Genomic DNA, 19,903 nt, shown 5'->3' on the forward strand with positions numbered 1-19,903 from the left:
GTAACCGCCAGAGCAAACGTCTGGTCAGCCCTGGCAAAGGGCGGCGTAGCGATCGCAATCGATGGTGTGATCCATCACCATACCGGCGGCCTGCATGTAGGCGTAGCAGATGGTCGGGCCGACAAAGGTAAAGCCGGCCTTCTTCAGCGCGCGACTCATGGCCTCGGCCTCGGCGGTCACCGCCGGCACCTGGCTGCGTTCACTGAAGTGATTGATTTTTGGCACGCCACCGACAAAGGACCAGAGCAGCGCCACGGGATCATCCAGGCGCAACCAGGCCTGGGCATTCTGCCGTGCGGCCCTGAGCTTCAGGCGGTTGCGGATAATCCCGGCATCCTGCATCAGGGTCTGTTCGATGTACTCATCCGTCAGCGCGGCCAGGCGCTGCACGTCGAAGCCAAACAGCACCTCACGGTAGCGTTCGCGCTTTTTCAGCACGGTGATCCACGACAGGCCGGCCTGGAAACCCTCCAGCAGCAGCAATTCGAACAGCGCCTGCGGGTCGCGCAGCGGCACGCCCCATTCGTGGTCGTGGTAGGCGACGTACAGCGGGTCATCGGTGCACCAAAAGCAGCGTGGCATAGGGCCTTCCAGGGCAGTGGAGGCGGCGCGGATTGGGGTATACTCCCGCCCTTTCTGTCGCAGCCAACAGGTGAATTTTTCGTGAGCCAGACTACGCCTGCCGTGCGCACCTTCCAAGACTTGATCCTCGCCCTGCAGCAGTACTGGGCCGAGCAGGGCTGCGTGGTACTGCAGCCCTACGATATGGAAATGGGTGCGGGCACCTTCCACACCGCCACCTTCCTGCGTGCCATCGGCCCCGAGACCTGGAACGCCGCCTATGTGCAGCCGTCCCGCCGTCCCGCCGACGGCCGCTATGGCGAGAACCCCAACCGCCTGCAGCACTACTACCAGTTCCAGGTGGTGCTCAAACCCAACCCGGAAAATATCCAGGACCTGTACCTGGAGTCCCTGCGCCGGATTGGCGTGGACACCAGCGTGCACGATATCCGCTTTGTCGAAGACAATTGGGAGTCGCCGACCCTGGGCGCCTGGGGCCTGGGCTGGGAAGTCTGGCTCAACGGCATGGAAGTCACCCAGTTCACCTACTTCCAGCAGGTCGGCGGGGTGGAGTGCTACCCGGTCACCGGCGAGATCACCTACGGCCTGGAGCGCCTGGCCATGTACCTGCAGGGTGTGGACTCGGTCTACGACCTGATCTGGACCGACGGCCCCTTCGGCACCGTGACCTATGGGGACGTGTTCCACCAGAACGAGGTGGAGCAGTCCACCTACAACTTCGAACACGCCAATGTCGACAAGCTGTTCGAACTGTTCGACTTCTACGAAGGCGAAGCCAACCGCCTGATGGACGTCCAGCTGCCGCTGCCGGCCTATGAGATGGTGATCAAGGCCTCGCACACCTTCAACCTGCTGGATGCGCGCCGCGCCATCTCGGTCACCGCTCGTCAGCAGTACATCCTGCGCGTGCGTACCCTGGCCCGTAATATCGCCCAGAGCTACCTGCTGGCCCGCGCCCGCCTGGGCTTCCCCATGGCCACCGCCGAACTGCGCGACGAGGTGCTGGGCAAGCTGAATGAGGCCGGCCTGCTGGCGGACGACAACCTGAAGGAGGCCAACTGATGAGCGCCCATGATTTTCTTGTAGAGCTGGGCACCGAAGAGCTGCCACCCAAGGCCCTGAAGACCCTGGGCGAAGCCTTCCTCGCAGGCATCGAGAAGGGCCTGAAAGGCGCCGGCCTGAGCTACAGCGGCGCCCGCTACTACGCCGCACCCCGGCGTCTGGCGGTGCTGGTCGAGCAGCTGGCCAACCAGCAGCCGGATCGCACCCAGAACCTCGACGGCCCGCCCGTGCAGGCTGCCTTCGACAAGGACGGCAACCCCACCCAGGCCGCCCTGGGTTTCGCCAAGAAATGTGGCGTCGACCTGGCCGATATAGACCGCAGTGGGCCCAAGCTCAAGTTCAGCCAGCATATCCCGGGCCAGGCCGCCGCCGGCCTGCTGCCCGGCATCGTCGAGACCTCGCTGAACGAGCTGCCGATCCCCAAGCGCATGCGCTGGGGTGCGCGCAAGACCGAATTCGTTCGCCCCAGCCAGTGGCTGGTGATGCTGTTCGGTGATGAGGTGATCGACTGCGAGATCCTCGCCCAGAAGGCCGGACGCATTTCCCGTGGCCATCGCTTCCACGCCAACCATGAGGTGCGCATCAGCAGCCCGGCCAGCTACGCCGAAGACCTGCGCAGCGCCTATGTGATTGCCGATTTTGCCGAGCGCCGCGCGCAGATCGCCGCCCGCATCGAACAGCTGGCCACCGCCGAGCAGGGCAGCGCCATCGTTCCGCCAGCGCTGCTGGATGAAGTCAGCGCCCTGGTGGAGTGGCCGGTGCCGCTGGTCTGCGCCTTCGAGGAGCGTTTCCTTGAGGTACCCCAGGAAGCCCTGATCACCACCATGCAGGACAACCAGAAGTACTTCTGCCTGCTGGATGCGGGTGGCAAGCTGCTGCCGCGCTTTATCACCGTGGCCAATATCGAGTCCAAGGACCCGGCGCAGATCGTGGCCGGCAACGAGAAGGTGGTGCGCCCACGCCTGACCGACGCCGAGTTCTTCTTCAAGCAAGACAAGAAGCAGAAGCTGGAAAGCTTCAACCTGCGCCTGGCCAATGTGGTGTTCCAGGCTCAGCTCGGTAGCGTGTTCGACAAGGCCCAGCGGGTTTCCGCCCTGGCCGGTTTTATCGCCCAGCGCATCAAGGGTGACGCCCAGCGCGCCGCCCGCGCCGGCCTGCTGTGCAAGTGCGACCTGGCCAGCGAGATGGTCGGCGAGTTCCCCGAGATGCAGGGCATCGCCGGCTACTACTACGCCCTCAATGATGGCGAGCCGCAAGACGTGGCCCTGGCCCTCAACGAGCAATATATGCCCCGCGGTGCCGGCGCCGAGCTGCCCAGCACCCTGACCGGCGCCGCCGTGGCCCTGGCCGACAAGCTGGACACCCTGGTGGGCATCTTCGGCATCGGCATGCTGCCCACAGGCTCCAAGGACCCCTACGCCCTGCGCCGCGCCGCCTTGGGCGTGCTGCGCATCCTGATTGAGAAGGAACTGGATCTGGATCTGGCCGAGGCCGTCACCTTCGCCATCGAGCAGTTCGCCGGCAAGGTCAAGGCCGAAGGCCTGGCGCCCCAGGTGTTGGACTTTATCTTCGACCGCCTGCGCGCCCGTTACGAGGACGAAGGCGTGGACGTGGCCGTGTACCAGGCTGTGCGCGCCGTCAGCCCGACCTCGCCGCTGGACTTCGACCAGCGCGTACAGGCCGTGCAGGCCTTCCGCAGCCTGCCCCAGGCCGAAGCCCTGGCCGCCGCCAACAAGCGTGTATCGAATATCCTGGCCAAGGCCGAAGGGCAGGTGGCTGCCAGTGTCGAAGCCCACTACTTCGACAACCCCAGCGAGTTTGCCCTGAACGCCGCCATCCAGCAGGCCGAGCATGGGGTGCAGCCCCTGGCGGCAGCGCGCCAGTACAACCTGGCCCTGAGCCAGCTGGCCAACCTGCGCGAGCCGGTGGATGCCTTCTTCGAGGCCGTGCTGGTCAACGCCGAAGACGCCAAGGTCCGCGCCAACCGTTACGCCCTGTTGGCCAAGCTACGCGGCCTGTTCCTTGGCGTCGCCGATATCTCGGTTTTGGGATAAGCGATGGACAAGCCTTCGGCCTGTCCACCCTACGTCCTGAATTGATCGTAGGATGGGTGGAGCGCAGCGATACCCATCACCCTGCATATACGATGGGTTACGCCGCATGGCGGCTAACCCATCCTACGAAGCTGTGCCGTTATGAAACTGCTGATTCTCGACCGCGACGGCGTGATCAATCACGACTCCGACGCCTATATCAAATCCCTCGACGAGTGGATTCCCATTCCCGGGGCCATCGAGGCCATCGCTCGCTTGTCCAAGGCCGGATGGACCGTGGCCGTGGCCACCAACCAGTCCGGCCTCGCTCGCGGCTACTACGACGAAGCCACCCTGCAGGCCATGCACACACGCCTGCGCGAACTGGTGGCGGAGCAGGGTGGTGAACTCGGCCTGATCGTCCACTGCCCCCATGGCCCGGATGACGACTGCAGCTGCCGCAAACCCAAACCTGGCATGCTGGAGCAGATAGCGGCGTACTATGGCGTCATGCTCAAGGGCATCTGGTTTGTCGGCGACAGCAGCGGTGACCTGAGCGCCGCCCGGGCCGTCGATTGTCAGCCGGTTCTGGTAAAGACCGGCAAAGGCGAACGTACCCTGGCCAAGCCATTGCCAGCGGGCACCCTGGTATTCGATGATCTGGCGGCAGTCGCCGACCAGCTCCTCCACTTATAAAGCAGGCCCAGGCCTGCGACGGTAACGCTACCCATGTCGACAGTGCAGGCCTTCAGAACGGTTCTTTTCTACTTTCTTCTCGCATCCAGCGCCTTTGTCTGGTGCATCATCAGCGTCTTCGTTGCGCCCTTCCTGTCTTTCCGCGCCCGCTACCGCTTCGTGATCCAGAACTGGTGCCGCTGCGCTGTATGGCTGGCCAAGGTTCTGGTTGGCATCAACTATGAAGTCAAAGGCCTGGAGAACATCCCCGAACAGCCCTGCGTGATCCTGGCCAAGCACCAGAGCACCTGGGAAACCTTCTTCCTCTCCGCCCTGTTCGAGCCCCTGAGCCAGGTGCTCAAGCGTGAGCTGCTGTACGTGCCGTTCTTCGGCTGGGCCATGGCCATGCTCAAGCCCATTGCCATCGACCGCAGCAACCCCAAGGCCGCCCTCAAGCAGCTGGCCAAGCAGGGCCATGAACGCCTGGGGCAGGGCGCCTGGGTCCTGATCTTCCCGGAAGGCACACGCATTCCCCCAGGCCAGATCGGCAAGTTCAGCCGCGGCGGCGCTGCCCTGGCAGTCAACGCCAACCTGCCGGTACTGCCGATTGCCCACAATGCCGGGCACTTCTGGCCCAAGCACGGCTGGAGCAAGACCCCCGGCACCATCCAGGTGGTGATCGGCCCGCTGATGCACGCCCAGGGCGAAGGCCCCCGTGCCATCGCCGAGCTCAACGACCGAGCCTTTGAATGGGTCAGCCAGGCACAACGGGAAATCGGTTCCCTGAGCGCCAACAGCGTGCCCTGCGAAGCCACTGAAGTGGTCTGATCCATTCTGTGGATAAGCTGTGCGTCAAATACCAGCAGAGTGCCATTACAGCTTGCAGTCTGCTGATTTATATAGCTTTTACCTAATCAGAAAATTTACGCTCTTGGTGCATAAGTATTTGTCAGCACATAAAAAACCGGCTTTAAGCCGGTTTTTTATGTGCGCATTGGATTAGAAATCCAGGTTGGACACCGCCAGGGCGTTGGTCTCGATAAAGTCCCTACGAGGTTCTACCGCATCGCCCATCAGGGTGTTGAAGATCTGGTCGGCGGCGATGGCGTCTTCAATACGCACCTTGAGCATGCGGCGCACGTCCGGGTCCATGGTGGTTTCCCACAGCTGGTCCGGGTTCATTTCACCCAGCCCCTTATAGCGCTGAATGCTGTGGCGCTTGGTGCTTTCGGCCATCAACCAGGCCAGCGCATCCTTGAAGGTGCTGACCGGTTTCTTGCGCTCGCCACGCTGCACATAGGCACCGTCTTCCAGCAGGTTGTTCAGCTGGTCACCGAGGCTGGTCACCGTCTTGTAGTCGTTGCTGGCGAAGAAGTCGCGGTTGAAGATGATGTAGCTGGAAACCCCGTGGGAAACCAGTTCTACCTGAGGCAACCAGAGGTGGCGTTCAGTGTCTTCGTGCAGGCTGGTCTTGTACACAAGGCCGGACTTTTCCATGCCCTTGAGGCGGGTATCGAGCAGTCCTAGCCATTGTTGCATGGCTGCCTTGTCCGCCAGTTGTTCGGTTTCCACCCGCGGGATATAGACGAAATGCTCGGTCAGTTCGATGGGGTAGAGACGCGATAGACGGTTGAGGGTCTTCATCACCAGGCGGTAATCATTGACCAGACGCTCCAGCGCACCGCCGGACAGGCCTGGGGCGCTTTCATTGACATGCAGGCTGGCATCTTCCAGGGCCGACTGGGTCATGTATTCATCCATGGCCTCGTCGTCCTTGATGTACTGCTCCTGCTTGCCCTTCTTGACCTTGTACAGTGGCGGCTGGGCGATATAGATATAACCGCGCTCGATCAGCTCCGGCAGCTGACGGAAGAAGAAGGTCAGCAGCAGGGTACGGATGTGCGAACCGTCGACGTCAGCATCGGTCATGATGATGATGTTGTGATAACGCAGCTTGTCGATGTTGTACTCATCGCGGCCGATACCACAGCCCAGGGCGGTGATCAGGGTGCCGACTTCCTGGGAGGAAATCATCTTGTCGAAGCGGGCTTTCTCGACGTTGAGGATCTTGCCCTTGAGCGGCAGGATGGCCTGGGTCTTGCGGTTGCGGCCCTGCTTGGCAGAACCGCCCGCGGAGTCACCCTCCACTATGTAGAGTTCGGAGAGGGCAGGGTCCTTCTCCTGGCAGTCGGCCAGTTTGCCTGGCAGCCCGGCAATATCCAGAGCGCCTTTACGGCGGGTCATTTCCCGCGCCTTGCGCGCGGCTTCACGGGCGCGCGCGGCGTCGATCATCTTGCCGACCACGGCCTTGGCTTCGTTGGGGTTCTCCAGCAGGAAGTCGGAGAAGTATTTGCCCATTTCCTGCTCGACCGCAGTTTTCACTTCGCTGGAAACCAGCTTGTCCTTGGTCTGCGAGCTGAACTTCGGATCCGGTACTTTTACCGAAATGATGGCTGTCAGACCTTCCCGGGCATCGTCACCGGTGGTGGCGATCTTGTGCTTCTTGGCCAGGCCTTCCTGCTCGATATAGGCGTTCAGGTTACGCGTCAGGGCCGAGCGGAAACCGGCCAGGTGGGTACCGCCATCACGCTGGGGAATATTGTTGGTGAAGCACAGCAGATTCTCGTTGAAGCTGTCGTTCCACTGCAGAGCGACCTCCACACCGACACCGTCATCACGCTGCACGGTGAAGTGGAACACCTGGTTGACCGCCGTCTTGTTGTGGTTGAGGTATTCGACGAAGGCGCGCAGACCACCTTCGTACTTGAACAGCTCTTCCTTGCCGCTGCGTTCATCCTTGAGCAGGATGCCGACGCCAGAGTTGAGGAAAGACAGTTCGCGCAATCGCTTGGCCAGAATGTCCCAGCTGAAGTGGATATTGGCGAAGGTCTCTTCCGAGGGTTTGAAGTGGATCTGCGTGCCGGTGCCTTCGGTATCACCCACGGCGGCCAGGGGAGCCTGGGGCACACCATGCACATAGGTCTGTTCCCAGATCTTGCCGCCACGACGGATAGTCAGGACCAGTTCCTTGGACAGGGCGTTGACCACGGAGACACCCACACCGTGCAGACCACCGGAGACCTTGTAGCTGTTGTCGTCGAATTTACCACCCGCATGCAGTACGGTCATGATCACTTCAGCGGCGGAAACACCTTCATCCTTGTGGATGTCCACCGGAATACCGCGCCCGTTGTCGCGCACACTGATCGACTCATCCGGGTGAATGGTGATGACGATCTCACTGCAATGCCCGGCCAGAGCTTCGTCAATCGAGTTATCGACCACCTCGAAGACCATGTGGTGCAGACCGCTGCCATCGTCGGTATCGCCGATGTACATACCAGGCCGCTTGCGTACGGCATCCAGGCCTTTGAGGACCTTAATGTTATTGGAGTCGTACGTTTGGTTCTCGCTCATGCCTTCACTCCCGGTGGTCGTGGGTCTGGGTGATGCAACCATGTTCCACGTGGAACATGGCCACTGGCGTATCCGTGCGCCAGCCTTCCCTCAACAATTCATGGTCTACACAGGTGATAAATACCTGGCAGTGCAAATCTTCCAACAATCGGCACAAAGCGCGTCGATGCTGCTCATCCAGTTCTGACGGCAGGTCATCCACCAGATAGATGCATTGGCCGCGCTTGGCCTGGTTAACCAGATGGCCCTGAGAAATGCGCAGGGCACATACAACCAACTTCTGTTGGCCACGGGACAGAATCTCCGCGGCATTATGGGCGCCTAGGCGCAATCGTAAATCGGCGCGCTGCGGGCCCGACTGGGTGTGCCCCAGTTGCTGATCACGGATCAGGCTGGCAGCGAGCACGTCATTCAACTCGCGCTCCTTGTCCCAGCCTCGGTAGTAACTCAGGGTTAAACCTTCGAGGTCCAGCAACTCGCTCAGGGTACGCTCGAAGACCGGCTTGAGGGCTTGAATATAGGCCCGTCTGTAGGCATCGATCTCGTCGCTGGCCAGGCACAATTCACGGTCCCAGGCCGCCTGTGAAGCGGCGTCAAGTGTACCACGGCGCAGCCATGAGTTCCGCTGGCGCAGGGCCTTCTGCAGCCTCTGCCAGGCCGGCATAAAGCGAGGTTCCACGTGGAACACTCCCCAGTCGAGAAACTGCCGACGAATCTTTGGGGCGCCTTCCAGCAAGCGAAAACTGTCCGGGTTGATCAACTGCAGTGGCAGGGTTTCGGCAAGCTGGGCCGCACTACGCGCATTCTGTCCGTCGATACGAATCTGAAACTCACCCTGTCGATCCCGGGAAATACCCAGACTGCTCTGCCGCCCATCGGCCAACTGCACCTGGCCAAAGATGGTGCAGGCCAGCTGTTCGTACTGAATGACAGGAAGCAGGCGGGTGCTGCGAAAGGAACGGGCCAGGCCAAGCAGGTGAATGGCTTCAAGCAGACTGGTCTTGCCGCTGCCGTTGTCGCCGGAAAGGATATTGATACGCGGGGAAGGGGAGAGGGTCACCGGGTGCAGGTTGCGCACCGCGGTGACGGCAAAGCGAGTAAGGGACATGCAACTATTACAGACGCATCGGCATAACGACGTAAGAGGAATCGTCGTTGTCGGCTTCCTGCACCAGGGCACTGCTGTTGGCATCAGAGAGAATCAGACGCACCTGTTCGGTGGTCATCACGCTCAGCACATCGAGCAGGTAGCTGACGTTGAAACCGATTTCCAGAGAGCTGCCATTGTAGTCCACCAGGATTTCTTCTTCGGCTTCTTCCTGCTCCGGGTTGTTGGCCTGAATTTTCAGCAGACCAGATTCCAGTTGCAGACGGATGCCACGGTACTTCTCGTTGGAGAGAATCGCCGTGCGGCTAAAGGCTTCACGCAGGCCCTGACGATCAGCCACCACCAGCTTGTCGCCGCCACGGGGCAACACGCGCTCGTAGTCGGGGAACTTGCCGTCGACCAGCTTGGAGGTGAAGGTAAACTCACCAGTGGTGGCGCGAATGTGGTGCTGACCGAGCACGATGCTGACGTTTCCATCCTGCTCAGTGAGCAGACGTGCCAGCTCCAGGATACCTTTTCGCGGCACGATAACCTGATGCTTGCCGTCCTGTTCGATGGCCGCTTCCATGGAACACATGGCCAGACGGTGACCATCGGTGGCTACCGCGCGCAACAGACCGCTTTGCACTTCCAGCAGCATGCCGTTGAGGTAGTAGCGCACATCCTGCTGGGCCATGGCGAAGCTGGTGCGCTCGATCAGGCGACGTACCTTGCTCTGCACCAGGTTGAAGGTCAAAGAGCCGGGACCTTCTTCGACCGTGGGGAAATCGTTGGCCGGCAGGGTGGAAAGGGTAAAGCGGCTACGCCCGGCCTTGACCAGCAGCTTCTGCTCGTCGATGCGGATATCGATCAGGGCATCACTGGGCAGGCTTTTGCAGATGTCCATCAGCTTGCGCGCCGGTACGGTGATCTCGCCTGGCTCGGCCGGCTCCTCCAGGGTGACACGGCCCACCAGCTCGACCTCAAGGTCGGTACCGGTCAGGGACAATTGCTGGCCTTCGACCACCAGCAGCACATTGGAGAGCACTGGCAAGGTCTGGCGTCGTTCCACGACACCAGCGACCAGTTGCAGGGGTTTCAACAGGGCTTCGCGTTGAATGGTGAAATGCATGGTCTAGTCCCTTGCCTAGTGGAGTCGCGGATTAAGTAGTCAGCGTGCGCAGCAAATTCTTGTAGTCCTCGCGGATGTCCGCGTCGGATTCCCTAAGTTCAGCAATCTTACGGCAAGCATGCAATACCGTCGTGTGATCGCGCCCACCAAAGGCATCGCCAATTTCCGGCAGACTGTGATTGGTCAGCTCCTTGGACAACGCCATGGCCACCTGACGCGGTCGCGCCACCGAACGAGAACGGCGCTTGGAAAGCAGGTCGGAAATCTTGATCTTGTAGTACTCGGCCGTGGTGCGCTGGATATTGTCGATGCTGACCAGTTTGTCCTGCAGGGCGAGCAGATCCTTGAGCGATTCGCGAATCAGTTCGATGGTGATATCACGGCCCATGAAGTGCGAGTGGGCAATCACCCGTTTCAGCGCGCCTTCCAGCTCGCGCACGTTGGAGCGAATGCGCTGTGCAATAAAGAAGGCGGCGTCGTGGGGCAGATCGACTTTGGCCTGGTCGGCCTTCTTCATCAGGATCGCCACCCGGGTTTCCAGCTCCGGCGGCTCCACTGCCACGGTCAGGCCCCAGCCGAAGCGTGATTTCAGGCGCTCTTCCAGGCCTTCGATCTCCTTCGGGTAGCGGTCACTGGTGAGAATCACCTGCTGACCGCCTTCGAGCAGGGCGTTGAAGGTGTGGAAAAACTCTTCCTGAGAACGCTCTTTCTTGGCGAAGAACTGGATGTCGTCGATCAGCAGCGCATCCACCGAACGGTAGAAGCGCTTGAATTCGTTGATCGCATTGAGCTGCAACGCCTTGACCATGTCGGCGACAAAGCGCTCGGAATGCAGGTAGACCACCTTGGCGTTGGGGTTCTTGGCCAGCAGATGGTTGCCCACCGCATGCATCAGGTGAGTCTTGCCCAGGCCCACACCCCCATAGAGGAACAGCGGGTTGTAACCGTGCTTGGGGTTATCCGCCACCTGCCAAGCTGCGGCGCGGGCCAACTGGTTGGACTTGCCCTCGACGAAGTTGTCGAAGGTAAAGGTCCGATTCAGATAACTGGTGTGCTTGAGCGCGCCTTCGACCTGCACGGTCCGTTCTGTGCGTGCCGGCTGCTGGGAGGGACTGCTGGCCGGCGACACATGCACGTGCGCGGTGTTGGCGTTAAAGGCGTCCTGAGTGTTCGACTGCCGGGACGTCTGTGCCAGCGGCTCGTTGAGCGGCGCCGCGCTGGCAGCTGCTGGAGCTGCCGTGCTGGGCGCCACAGAACGTGCTGCAGCGCCACGCTTGCTACCTATCAATAAGGAAAGGGCGGGGACCAGGCCATTGGTACGTTCGCCGAGCAACTCCAGCAGACGGGTCAGGTATTTCTCGTTGACCCAGTCGAGCACAAAGCGGTTTGGCGCGTAGACACGCAGCTCATCGCCTTCCGCTTCGACCTGCAACGGTCGGATCCAGGTGTTGAATTGCTGGGCAGGCAGTTCGTCGCGCAGAAGTTCCACGCACTGCTGCCAAAGTTCCACAGACACAGGCGTCCCCTAATGGAAAGGCGGTGAGGCAAAAACAAGCCGCCATTGTAGTCCCGGGCAGACAAGTTATCCACATGAAAACGCCGATGCAGCCAAGGAAAATCAATGCCTTATTGACTCACGGGGTAATCCTGTACGGACTCATAAAACCTGTGGATAAACGTTCTTGAGCCCTGCATATAAGCCTGTGGGCAGACCCGTTGAAAACCTGCCTGTGGGTAAATCAGCCTTTCATACCCAGCTTGTACGCCCTGATCACACAGTTGCCCCAAAGCTTTTCGACAGGCTTCAGGTTCCGGAAAGCGCCCATCAGCAAAGGGCTGCAGGCACTTATGCACAGCTCATGTGCCGACTAATAGCTTTAAACGCTACTAAACATCTTTAAAGATTTTCTTCACTATATTCTTTTATTCAGGAAAAGCGCTGGTTGGAAATTGACCTGACCCGCTGGTTTCTCTAGAATTGCCGGTCTCTTAAAAACGGGGGCCATTCCGGCCCGTAGTCGACCACCCAGGTACCGCACCATGAAACGTACTTTCCAACCCAGCACTATCAAACGCGCCCGCACCCACGGTTTCCGTGCCCGTATGGCCACCAAGAACGGCCGTGCTGTCCTGTCGCGTCGCCGCGCCAAGGGCCGTAAGCGTCTGACCGTCTAAATCCCGTTCTTGTGGTGAGTCGAGACTTCAGTCGGGCAAAGCGTCTGCTAACCCCCCGACAGTTCAAGGCAGTCTTCGACTCCCCTAGCGGTAAAGCTCCGGGCAAAAATGTCCTGCTGCTCGCGCGCAACAACGAGCTCGATCACCCCCGTTTGGGCCTGGTGATTGGCAAGAAGAGCGTCAAGCTCGCTGTTGAGCGCAATCGCCTGAAACGCCAGATCCGTGAATCCTTTCGCCTCAACCAGGACAAACTGGTGGGCTGGGATATCGTGGTGGTAGCGCGCAAGGGCTTGGGCGATCTGGAAAACACCGAACTGGCTGAACAGTTTGGCAAACTCTGGAAACGCCTGGCACGCAGCAAGGTCACGCCCGCAGTTACTGCCCCAGCCGGGATAAGCGACTGTCCCGATGCGTAAACTGGCCCTGCTTCCCATCCAGTTCTACCGCTACGCCATCAGCCCTTTGATGGCCAGTCACTGTCGCTTCTATCCAAGCTGTTCCTGCTACGCGCAAGAGGCCATTGAGCAATATGGTGTCCTGCGCGGTGGCTGGCTGGCTGCTCGTCGGCTTGGTCGCTGTCATCCGTGGAATCCCGGCGGCTACGATCCGGTTCCACCCGTGCAATCCTCCCGTTCCTCTTCGATGGCCGAATAATCATGGATATTCAACGTTCGATCCTGATCGTCGCCCTGGCAGTCGTGTCCTACCTGATGGTCCTGCAATGGAATCAGGATTATGGGCAGGCAGAACTGCCGCAGCAGGCGCAGTCAGCCAATGTGACCATTCCCGCCTTGCCGGACAGCATTCCAGGTGCTGAAAGCAGCGCCGACGATATCCCCAGCGCCGTGGTTGAACCCAGTGCCGCCAGCGTGATGCCGGCCGCCGTCAGCGATCAGCTGATCCGGGTCAAGACCGACGTACTGGATCTGGCCATTGATCCGCGCGGCGGTGACGTGGTGCAACTGCGTCTGCCGCAGTACCCACGTCGTCAGGATCGTCCGGACGTGCCCTTCCAGCTGTTCGATAACGGTGGCGAGCGTACCTACCTGGCGCAAAGCGGCCTGATCGGTGTCAATGCTCCGGACAAGTCCAGTGGTCGAGCGCTGTGGGCCAGTGAGAAACAGAGCTACGAACTGGCCGAAGGCCAGGACAGCCTGATTGTCGATCTGACCCTGAGCGAAGAGGGCGTCAATTACATCAAGCGCTTTACCTTCAAGCGTGGGCTCAATCCGGAGTGCTCACCGCGCGAGCAGGAGCAGAAGAAGACCGGCTGTGTGGATCCTGCGGCCTACCAGCTGACGATCACTTACCTGATCGACAACCAGAGCGGGCAGACCTGGAGCGGCAATATGTTCGCCCAGCTCAAGCGCGATAGCAGTGGCGATCCGTCCTCCACCACTGCCACCGGCACGGCCACCTACCTGGGCGGCGCGCTGTGGACGGCGGAAGAGCCGTACAAGAAAGTGTCGATGAGCGATATCGACAAGCAACCCTTTAAAGAAAGCGTTCAAGGAGGCTGGGTTGCCTGGCTGCAGCACTACTTCGTTACCGCCTGGGTTCCCAGCAAAGACAGCACCAACCAGGTACAGACCCGCAAGGATAGCCAGGGCAACTACATCGTCGGTTTTACCGGCCCGTCCATTCAGGTTGCAGCCGGCGCTCAAGCCGAAACCAGCGCCATTCTCTATGCGGGACCGAAACTTCAAGGTCACCTGGAAGAGCTGTCGCCAGGACTTGAGCTGACCGTCGACTACGGTTTCCTGTGGTTCCTCGCCCAGCCGATCTTCTGGCTGCTGGAAGCGATCCACGGCCTGCTCGGCAACTGGGGCTGGTCGATCATCTTTCTGACCATCATCATCAAGCTGATCTTCTTCCCGCTTTCGGCCGCCAGCTACAAGTCCATGGCGCGCATGCGTGCGGTGGCGCCTAAGCTGGCCCAGCTGAAGGAGCAGCATGGCGACGACCGGCAGAAGATGTCCCAGGCCATGATGGAGCTGTACAAGAAGGAGAAGATCAATCCCCTGGGCGGCTGCCTGCCGATCCTGGTGCAGATGCCGGTCTTCCTCGCCCTCTACTGGGTACTGCTGGAATCCGTGGAAATGCGCCAGGCGCCCTGGCTGCTGTGGATTACCGACCTGGCGATCAAGGATCCCTACTTCATCCTGCCGATCATCATGGGCGCCACCATGTTTATTCAGCAGCAGCTCAACCCGACTCCGCCGGACCCGATGCAGGCCAAGGTGTTGAAGATGATGCCAATTATCTTCACCTTCTTCTTCCTCTGGTTCCCGGCCGGTCTGGTGCTGTACTGGGTGGTCAACAACGTCCTGTCCATTGCCCAGCAGTGGTACATTACGCGCAAGATCGAAGCGGCAACCAAGGCGGCCAGTGCCTGAGTTGCAATGACTTCTAAGCTGTAACAAACGCCCCTTTTCAGGGGCGTTTTGTTATGTCGTTTGCAGGAGAGCCCTATGCCCAGCGTCACCGAAACCATCGCCGCCGTCGCCACCGCCCAGGGCCGTGGTGGGGTGGGCATCGTGCGGGTCTCTGGGCCTCTGGTCGGCGCACTGGCCAGGGCCATTTGCCAGCGAGAGCTAAAACCCCGCTATGCCCATTACGGCCCCTTCTTCGCCGAGGCCGGGCAGGTGCTGGATGAGGGCCTGGCCCTGTACTTTCCGGGACCGAACTCCTTTACCGGCGAAGACGTGCTGGAGTTGCAGGGCCATGGTGGGCCGGTGGTGCTGGATCTGCTGCTGCGTCGTTGCCTGCAACTCGGTGCACGCCTGGCGCGCCCCGGGGAGTTCAGCGAGCGCGCCTTTCTTAACGACAAGCTCGACCTGGCCCAGGCCGAGGCGATTGCCGATCTGATCGAAGCCAGCTCCGAACAGGCCGCGCGCAATGCCCTGCGCTCGCTGCAGGGCGAATTCTCCCGCCGCGTACATGGCCTGACCGAACGCCTGATCAGTCTGCGTATCTATGTGGAAGCGGCCATCGACTTCCCCGAGGAAGAAATCGATTTTCTTGCCGATGGCCATGTGCTGAATCTGCTCGATGGCGTACGTAGCGACCTGGTGGGCGTGCTACGTGAGGCCGGGCAAGGCGCCCTGCTGCGCGACGGCATGACCGTGGTGATCGCCGGCCGGCCGAATGCCGGCAAGTCCAGCCTGCTTAATGCCCTGGCCGGGCGTGAAGCGGCCATCGTCACCGAGATCGCCGGTACCACCCGCGATGTGCTGCGTGAACATATCCATATCGACGGTATGCCCCTGCATGTAGTCGATACCGCCGGCCTGCGCGATACCGAGGATCAGGTGGAGCGCATCGGCGTGGAACGTGCACTAAAGGCCATTGCCGAAGCCGACCGCATCCTGCTGGTGGTGGATGCCACCGCCCCCGAAGCGGCCGATCCCTTTGCCCTGTGGCCGGAGTTTCTCGACCAGCGTCCCGACCCGGCCAAGGTCACCCTGATCCGCAACAAGGCCGACCTCTCAGGAGAAAGCGTCGGACTGGAGAGCTGCGCTGATGGCCATATCACCATCAGCTTGTCGGCCAAATCCACCGAGGGGCTGGATCTGCTCAGGGAACATCTAAAGGCTTGCATGGGCTACGAACAGACAGCGGAAAGCAGTTTTAGCGCCCGTCGTCGCCATCTGGAAGCGCTGCGTCAGGCGGCCAGCCACCTTGAACATGGTCACGCCCAACTGACCCTGGCCGGGGCCGGCGAACTGCTGGCCGAAGACCTGCGCATGGCGCAACAGGCACTGGGTGAGATCACCGGCGCGTTCAGTTCCGATGACCTGCTGGGGCGGATCTTCTCCAGTTTCTGCATCGGTAAATGACCCTAGGATGGGTTAGCGGCGCAGGTCATCTCAGATACAGTCAGCGCAGAGACCCGTACGCCGCGTAACCCATCACCAGCCCCACATTCCCGATGGGTTACGGCGCATCGAATCCTGCGCCACATCCGCAACTTCTCCCCACGCCCAAGCACTTATTTATTCCCCTGAGCCCTGTGGAAAACCAGCCCTGAGCTATGCCCATAAGCCTGTGATAAACCAGCGCATAACTGCGTCTGTGGATAAGGTGCCTATTCATCCACAGCTTGCGTACGGCAACTGAACAGGCAGACGCCAGGATTATCACAGCCTTTTGAAAGGCTACAGCACCTGCTGTTAAAGGGCTGCAGCCATCTATCCACAGAAAAGCGCTGCATACTTAATAAACATATAAACAAGGCTTTATAAAAATTCTTTCTTTTATTCTTTATTTACCTGATCCCTAGTACACCGCCCGGAGCAGCTGGCTATTTTTTGTGCAAAAGGCTTCTTTCACATCGGTTAAGTCCCTATACTTGCCGCCTTTCGAAAACCCCCTTTCTCAACAGGCACGAGGTGCGTGGTGGATTTCCCTTCCCGTTTTCAGGTGATCGTCATCGGCGGTGGCCATGCCGGCACTGAAGCCGCATTGGCAGCTGCCCGTATGGGGGTGAAAACCCTGCTGCTGACCCACAATGTGGAAACCCTCGGGCAGATGAGCTGCAACCCGGCCATTGGGGGTATCGGCAAGAGCCATCTGGTCAAGGAAATCGATGCCCTGGGCGGCGCCATGGCCCTGGCTACCGACCGTGGCGGCATCCAGTTCCGTGTACTGAACAGCCGCAAGGGCCCGGCGGTGCGGGCCACTCGCGCCCAGGCGGACCGGGTGCTGTACAAAGCCGCGATTCGCGAAACGCTGGAAAACCAGGCCAACCTGTGGATATTTCAGCAGGCCGCCGATGATCTGATCGTCGAAAATGACGAAGTCAAAGGCGTAGTGACCCAGATGGGCCTGCGTTTCCACGCGGATTCTGTGGTATTGACCACCGGCACCTTCCTCGGTGGACTTATCCACATAGGCCTGCAGAACTACTCCGGTGGTCGCGCCGGTGATCCACCCTCCATCGCCCTGGCGCAGCGTCTGCGCGAACTGCCGCTGCGTGTTGGCCGCCTGAAAACCGGTACACCGCCGCGTATCGATGGCAGGACGGTCGACTTTTCGGTGATGACCGAGCAGCCCGGTGATACGCCCACGCCGCTGATGTCCTTCCTTGGCAAGCCCGAGCAGCAGCCACGGCAGATCAGCTGCTGGATCACCCATACCAATGCGCGCACCCACGAGATCATCGCGGCCAACCTCGATCGCTCGCCCATGTATTCCGGGGTGATCGAAGGCGTCGGCCCGCGTTATTGCCCGTCCATCGAAGACAAGATCCACCGCTTCGCCGACAAGGACAGCCATCAGGTGTTTATCGAGCCGGAAGGCCTGACCACCCATGAGCTGTACCCCAACGGCATCTCTACCTCGCTGCCCTTCGATGTGCAGTTGGAGATCGTGCGCAGCATCCGCGGCATGGAAAACGCCCATATCGTGCGCCCGGGCTACGCCATCGAGTACGACTACTTCGACCCACGCGACCTCAAGTACAGCCTGGAAACCAAGGTGATCGGCGGGCTGTTCTTTGCCGGGCAGATCAACGGCACCACCGGCTATGAAGAAGCCGGTGCCCAGGGGTTGCTGGCCGGCTGCAACGCCGCATTGCGCGCCCAGGGCAAGGACAGCTGGTGCCCACGCCGTGATGAAGCCTATATCGGCGTGCTGGTCGACGACCTGATCACCCTGGGTACTCAGGAGCCCTACCGCATGTTTACCTCGCGGGCCGAATACCGGCTGATCCTGCGTGAAGACAACGCCGACCTGCGTCTGACCGAGAAGGGCCGCGAGCTGGGCCTGGTGGATGACGAACGCTGGGCCGCCTTCGAGGCCAAGCGCGAAGGCATTGCCCAGGAAGAACAGCGCCTGAAAAGCACCTGGGTACGGCCCGGCACGCCGCTGGGCGATGCCATTGCCAGTCGTTTCGGCACCCCACTGACCCACGAATACAACCTGCTCAACCTGCTGGCGCGTCCGGAAATCGACTATGCGACCCTGGCTGAACTGAGCCAGGCGCCCAGCGTGGACCCGCAAGTGGCTGAACAGCTGGAAATCAAGACCAAGTACGCCGGCTATATCGACCGCCAGCAGGATGAGATCGCTCGCCTGCGCGCCAGCGAAGACACCCTGCTGCCGACCGATATCGACTATGCCGGGATTTCCGGGCTGTCCAAGGAAATCCAGCACAAGCTTGGCAATGCCCGGCCCCAGACCCTGGGCCAGGCCTCGCGTATCCCAGGTGTCACCCCGGCGGCGATTTCCCTGCTGCTGATCCATCTGAAAAAGCGCACTGCCGGTCAGCAGTTGGAGCACAGCGCCTGATGTCAGTTACCCAGCGCCATGCCGAAGAGCTCAGCCAGGGGGCTCGCGAACTGGGCGTCGAACTCAGCCCGCAGCAGCACGAACAGCTGCTCGCCTACCTGGCCCTGCTGATCAAGTGGAACAAGGCCTACAACCTCACCGCGGTGCGCGACCCGGACGAAATGGTCTCGCGTCATCTGCTCGACAGCCTGTCGGTCGCGCCCTTCGTGGCCGAGGCTGGGGATAACTGGCTGGACGTCGGCAGCGGTGGTGGCATGCCGGGTATTCCCTTGGCCATCCTGTTTCCCCAGCGGCAATTCACCCTGCTCGACTCCAACGGCAAGAAGACGCGCTTTCTGACCCAGGTGAAGCTGGAGCTGAAACTGGACAACCTGCAGGTTATCCACAGCCGGGTTGAAGCGTTTACTCCGGCTGTGCCGTTCAGTGGCATCTGCTCCCGGGCCTTTAGCTCGCTGGAAGATTTCAGCAACTGGACCCGCCATCTCGGTGACGGGCAAACCCAGTGGCTGGCGATGAAGGGCGTGCATCCGGACGACGAACTGCAGGCCCTGCCGGCGGACTTTCGTCTCAGCGCCACCCATGTACTCAAGGTTCCCGGTTGCCAAGGTCAGCGCCATCTGCTGATACTGCGTCGCTCGGTCTAGGGGGAACGCAACATGGCTAAGGTATTCGCAATCGCTAACCAGAAAGGCGGCGTGGGCAAGACCACCACCTGCATCAATCTGGCTGCGTCCCTGGTGGCGACCAAGCGTCGCGTGCTGCTGATCGACCTCGACCCCCAGGGCAACGCGACCATGGGCAGTGGTGTGGATAAGCATGCCCTGGAGCACTCGATCTATGACGTGCTGATCGGCGAATGCAATCTGGTCGAAGCCATGCAGTTCTCCGAGCACGGCGGCTATCAGCTGCTGCCGGCCAACCGCGACCTCACCGCCGCCGAAGTCTCGCTGCTGGAAATGAAGATGAAGGAAAGTCGCCTGCGGTACGCCCTGGCGCCGATCCGCGAGAACTACGACTACATCCTGATCGACTGCCCGCCGGCCCTGTCCATGCTCACGGTCAACGCCCTGGTAGCCGCCGATGGCGTGATCATCCCCATGCAGTGCGAGTACTACGCCCTGGAAGGCCTGAGTGACCTGGTCAACAGCATCCAGCGCATCGGCGAGATGCTCAACCCGAAATTGAAGATCGAAGGCCTGCTGCGCACCATGTATGACCCACGCATCAGCCTGACCAACGACGTCAGCGCCCAGCTCAAGCAGCACTTTGGCGACAAGCTGTACGACGTGGTCATCCCGCGCAACGTGCGCCTGGCCGAGGCACCCAGCTTCGGCATGCCGGCGCTGGTGTATGACAAGCAATCCCGTGGGGCCATTGCCTATCTGGCCTTGGCCGGCGAGCTGGTCCGCCGTCAGCGCGCAGGCGCCCACACCGCAACCGCATAAGGAA

Annotated in this window: 17 protein-coding genes; 12 read left to right on the forward strand and 5 right to left on the reverse strand. The window is 60.7% G+C overall.

The window, feature by feature from the left end:
* Positions 1 to 24 precede the first annotated feature (24 nt).
* Entirely contained in the window at positions 25 to 582 is a 558-nt protein-coding gene (locus GJV18_RS01870; protein ID WP_160343027.1) for a DNA-3-methyladenine glycosylase I, read from the reverse strand.
* A gap of 81 nt (positions 583 to 663) precedes the next feature.
* Between GJV18_RS01870 and glyQ the strand changes: the two genes are divergently transcribed.
* The 4 genes from glyQ to GJV18_RS01890 all read left to right on the forward strand — a co-directional run bounded on the left by glyQ (position 664) and on the right by GJV18_RS01890 (position 5,180).
* On the forward strand, positions 664 to 1,644 hold the full coding sequence (glyQ, locus tag GJV18_RS01875) for a glycine--tRNA ligase subunit alpha (RefSeq protein ID WP_160343028.1): 981 nt from the start codon (positions 664 to 666) through the stop codon (positions 1,642 to 1,644).
* A complete protein-coding gene (gene glyS, locus GJV18_RS01880; protein ID WP_160343029.1) occupies positions 1,644 to 3,698 on the forward strand; it encodes a glycine--tRNA ligase subunit beta in 2,055 nt (684 codons plus the stop codon). The genes glyQ and glyS overlap by 1 nt, the downstream gene beginning before the upstream one ends.
* Positions 3,699 to 3,839: 141 nt before the next feature.
* Entirely contained in the window at positions 3,840 to 4,373 is a 534-nt protein-coding gene (gene gmhB, locus GJV18_RS01885) for a D-glycero-beta-D-manno-heptose 1,7-bisphosphate 7-phosphatase (RefSeq protein WP_160343030.1), read from the forward strand.
* 33 nt (positions 4,374 to 4,406) lie between these two features.
* The gene (locus GJV18_RS01890) at positions 4,407 to 5,180 is read left to right on the forward strand and encodes a lysophospholipid acyltransferase family protein (RefSeq protein ID WP_160343031.1); all 774 of its coding nucleotides are present in this window, start codon (positions 4,407 to 4,409) and stop codon (positions 5,178 to 5,180) included.
* Positions 5,181 to 5,351: 171 nt separating this feature from the next.
* Here the strand turns inward: GJV18_RS01890 and gyrB are convergent, their stop codons facing one another.
* From gyrB to dnaA, 4 genes are read right to left on the reverse strand one after another with little or no spacing between them, the layout of a single operon-like run.
* On the reverse strand, positions 5,352 to 7,769 hold the full coding sequence (gyrB, locus tag GJV18_RS01895) for a DNA topoisomerase (ATP-hydrolyzing) subunit B (protein WP_160343032.1): 2,418 nt from the start codon (positions 7,767 to 7,769) through the stop codon (positions 5,352 to 5,354).
* 4 nt (positions 7,770 to 7,773) lie between these two features.
* Positions 7,774 to 8,877, reverse strand: coding sequence for a DNA replication/repair protein RecF (gene recF, locus GJV18_RS01900; RefSeq protein WP_160343033.1), 1,104 nt, complete (start codon positions 8,875 to 8,877; stop codon positions 7,774 to 7,776).
* 7 nt (positions 8,878 to 8,884) lie between these two features.
* On the reverse strand, positions 8,885 to 9,988 hold the full coding sequence (dnaN, locus tag GJV18_RS01905; protein ID WP_160343034.1) for a DNA polymerase III subunit beta: 1,104 nt from the start codon (positions 9,986 to 9,988) through the stop codon (positions 8,885 to 8,887).
* A gap of 31 nt (positions 9,989 to 10,019) precedes the next feature.
* Positions 10,020 to 11,504: a chromosomal replication initiator protein DnaA gene (dnaA, locus tag GJV18_RS01910; RefSeq protein WP_160343035.1), complete on the reverse strand. Its 1,485-nt coding sequence runs from the start codon at positions 11,502 to 11,504 to the stop codon at positions 10,020 to 10,022.
* A 524-nt stretch (positions 11,505 to 12,028) separates the two neighbouring features.
* Between dnaA and rpmH the strand changes: the two genes are divergently transcribed.
* From rpmH to GJV18_RS01950, 8 genes are all read left to right on the forward strand, one after another.
* Positions 12,029 to 12,163, forward strand: a complete 135-nt coding sequence (gene rpmH / locus GJV18_RS01915; RefSeq protein ID WP_003246698.1) for a 50S ribosomal protein L34 — start codon at positions 12,029 to 12,031, stop codon at positions 12,161 to 12,163.
* A gap of 14 nt (positions 12,164 to 12,177) precedes the next feature.
* Positions 12,178 to 12,579 (forward strand): ribonuclease P protein component, encoded by a 402-nt coding sequence (gene rnpA, locus GJV18_RS01920; RefSeq protein ID WP_325065234.1) that lies wholly within the window; start codon positions 12,178 to 12,180, stop codon positions 12,577 to 12,579.
* Positions 12,572 to 12,817: a membrane protein insertion efficiency factor YidD gene (yidD, locus tag GJV18_RS01925; RefSeq protein ID WP_160343037.1), complete on the forward strand. Its 246-nt coding sequence runs from the start codon at positions 12,572 to 12,574 to the stop codon at positions 12,815 to 12,817. The genes rnpA and yidD overlap by 8 nt, the downstream gene beginning before the upstream one ends.
* Before the next feature lie 2 nt (positions 12,818 to 12,819).
* Positions 12,820 to 14,559 carry a membrane protein insertase YidC gene (gene yidC, locus GJV18_RS01930; RefSeq protein ID WP_160343038.1) on the forward strand — a complete coding sequence of 580 codons (1,740 nt, stop codon included), beginning with the start codon at positions 12,820 to 12,822 and terminating at the stop codon, positions 14,557 to 14,559.
* Positions 14,560 to 14,634: 75 nt separating this feature from the next.
* On the forward strand, positions 14,635 to 16,002 hold the full coding sequence (mnmE, locus tag GJV18_RS01935) for a tRNA uridine-5-carboxymethylaminomethyl(34) synthesis GTPase MnmE (protein WP_160343039.1): 1,368 nt from the start codon (positions 14,635 to 14,637) through the stop codon (positions 16,000 to 16,002).
* Positions 16,003 to 16,561: 559 nt separating this feature from the next.
* Entirely contained in the window at positions 16,562 to 18,454 is a 1,893-nt protein-coding gene (gene mnmG, locus GJV18_RS01940) for a tRNA uridine-5-carboxymethylaminomethyl(34) synthesis enzyme MnmG (protein ID WP_160343040.1), read from the forward strand.
* Positions 18,451 to 19,098: a 16S rRNA (guanine(527)-N(7))-methyltransferase RsmG gene (rsmG, locus tag GJV18_RS01945; RefSeq protein ID WP_160345929.1), complete on the forward strand. Its 648-nt coding sequence runs from the start codon at positions 18,451 to 18,453 to the stop codon at positions 19,096 to 19,098. The genes mnmG and rsmG overlap by 4 nt, the downstream gene beginning before the upstream one ends.
* A 12-nt stretch (positions 19,099 to 19,110) precedes the next feature.
* Positions 19,111 to 19,899 carry a ParA family protein gene (locus GJV18_RS01950; RefSeq protein ID WP_160343041.1) on the forward strand — a complete coding sequence of 263 codons (789 nt, stop codon included), beginning with the start codon at positions 19,111 to 19,113 and terminating at the stop codon, positions 19,897 to 19,899.
* Positions 19,900 to 19,903 lie beyond the last annotated feature (4 nt).

The organism is Pseudomonas xionganensis, assembly GCF_009763245.1.
Lineage (GTDB): Bacteria > Pseudomonadota > Gammaproteobacteria > Pseudomonadales > Pseudomonadaceae > Aquipseudomonas > Aquipseudomonas xionganensis.

Excerpts from the sequence above, each read along its gene's own strand:
- GJV18_RS01870 (WP_160343027.1), bottom strand. The coding sequence starts at position 582 with ATGCCACGCTGCTTTTGGTGCACCGATGACCCGCTGTACGTCGCCTAC.
- yidC (WP_160343038.1), top strand. The coding sequence starts at position 12,820 with ATGGATATTCAACGTTCGATCCTGATCGTCGCCCTGGCAGTCGTGTCC.
- recF (WP_160343033.1), bottom strand. The coding sequence starts at position 8,877 with ATGTCCCTTACTCGCTTTGCCGTCACCGCGGTGCGCAACCTGCACCCG.
- GJV18_RS01950 (WP_160343041.1), top strand. The coding sequence starts at position 19,111 with ATGGCTAAGGTATTCGCAATCGCTAACCAGAAAGGCGGCGTGGGCAAG.
- mnmE (WP_160343039.1), top strand. The coding sequence starts at position 14,635 with ATGCCCAGCGTCACCGAAACCATCGCCGCCGTCGCCACCGCCCAGGGC.
- glyS (WP_160343029.1), top strand. The coding sequence starts at position 1,644 with ATGAGCGCCCATGATTTTCTTGTAGAGCTGGGCACCGAAGAGCTGCCA.
- rpmH (WP_003246698.1), top strand. The coding sequence starts at position 12,029 with ATGAAACGTACTTTCCAACCCAGCACTATCAAACGCGCCCGCACCCAC.
- gyrB (WP_160343032.1), bottom strand. The coding sequence starts at position 7,769 with ATGAGCGAGAACCAAACGTACGACTCCAATAACATTAAGGTCCTCAAA.
- gmhB (WP_160343030.1), top strand. The coding sequence starts at position 3,840 with ATGAAACTGCTGATTCTCGACCGCGACGGCGTGATCAATCACGACTCC.
- dnaN (WP_160343034.1), bottom strand. The coding sequence starts at position 9,988 with ATGCATTTCACCATTCAACGCGAAGCCCTGTTGAAACCCCTGCAACTG.
- GJV18_RS01890 (WP_160343031.1), top strand. The coding sequence starts at position 4,407 with ATGTCGACAGTGCAGGCCTTCAGAACGGTTCTTTTCTACTTTCTTCTC.
- yidD (WP_160343037.1), top strand. The coding sequence starts at position 12,572 with ATGCGTAAACTGGCCCTGCTTCCCATCCAGTTCTACCGCTACGCCATC.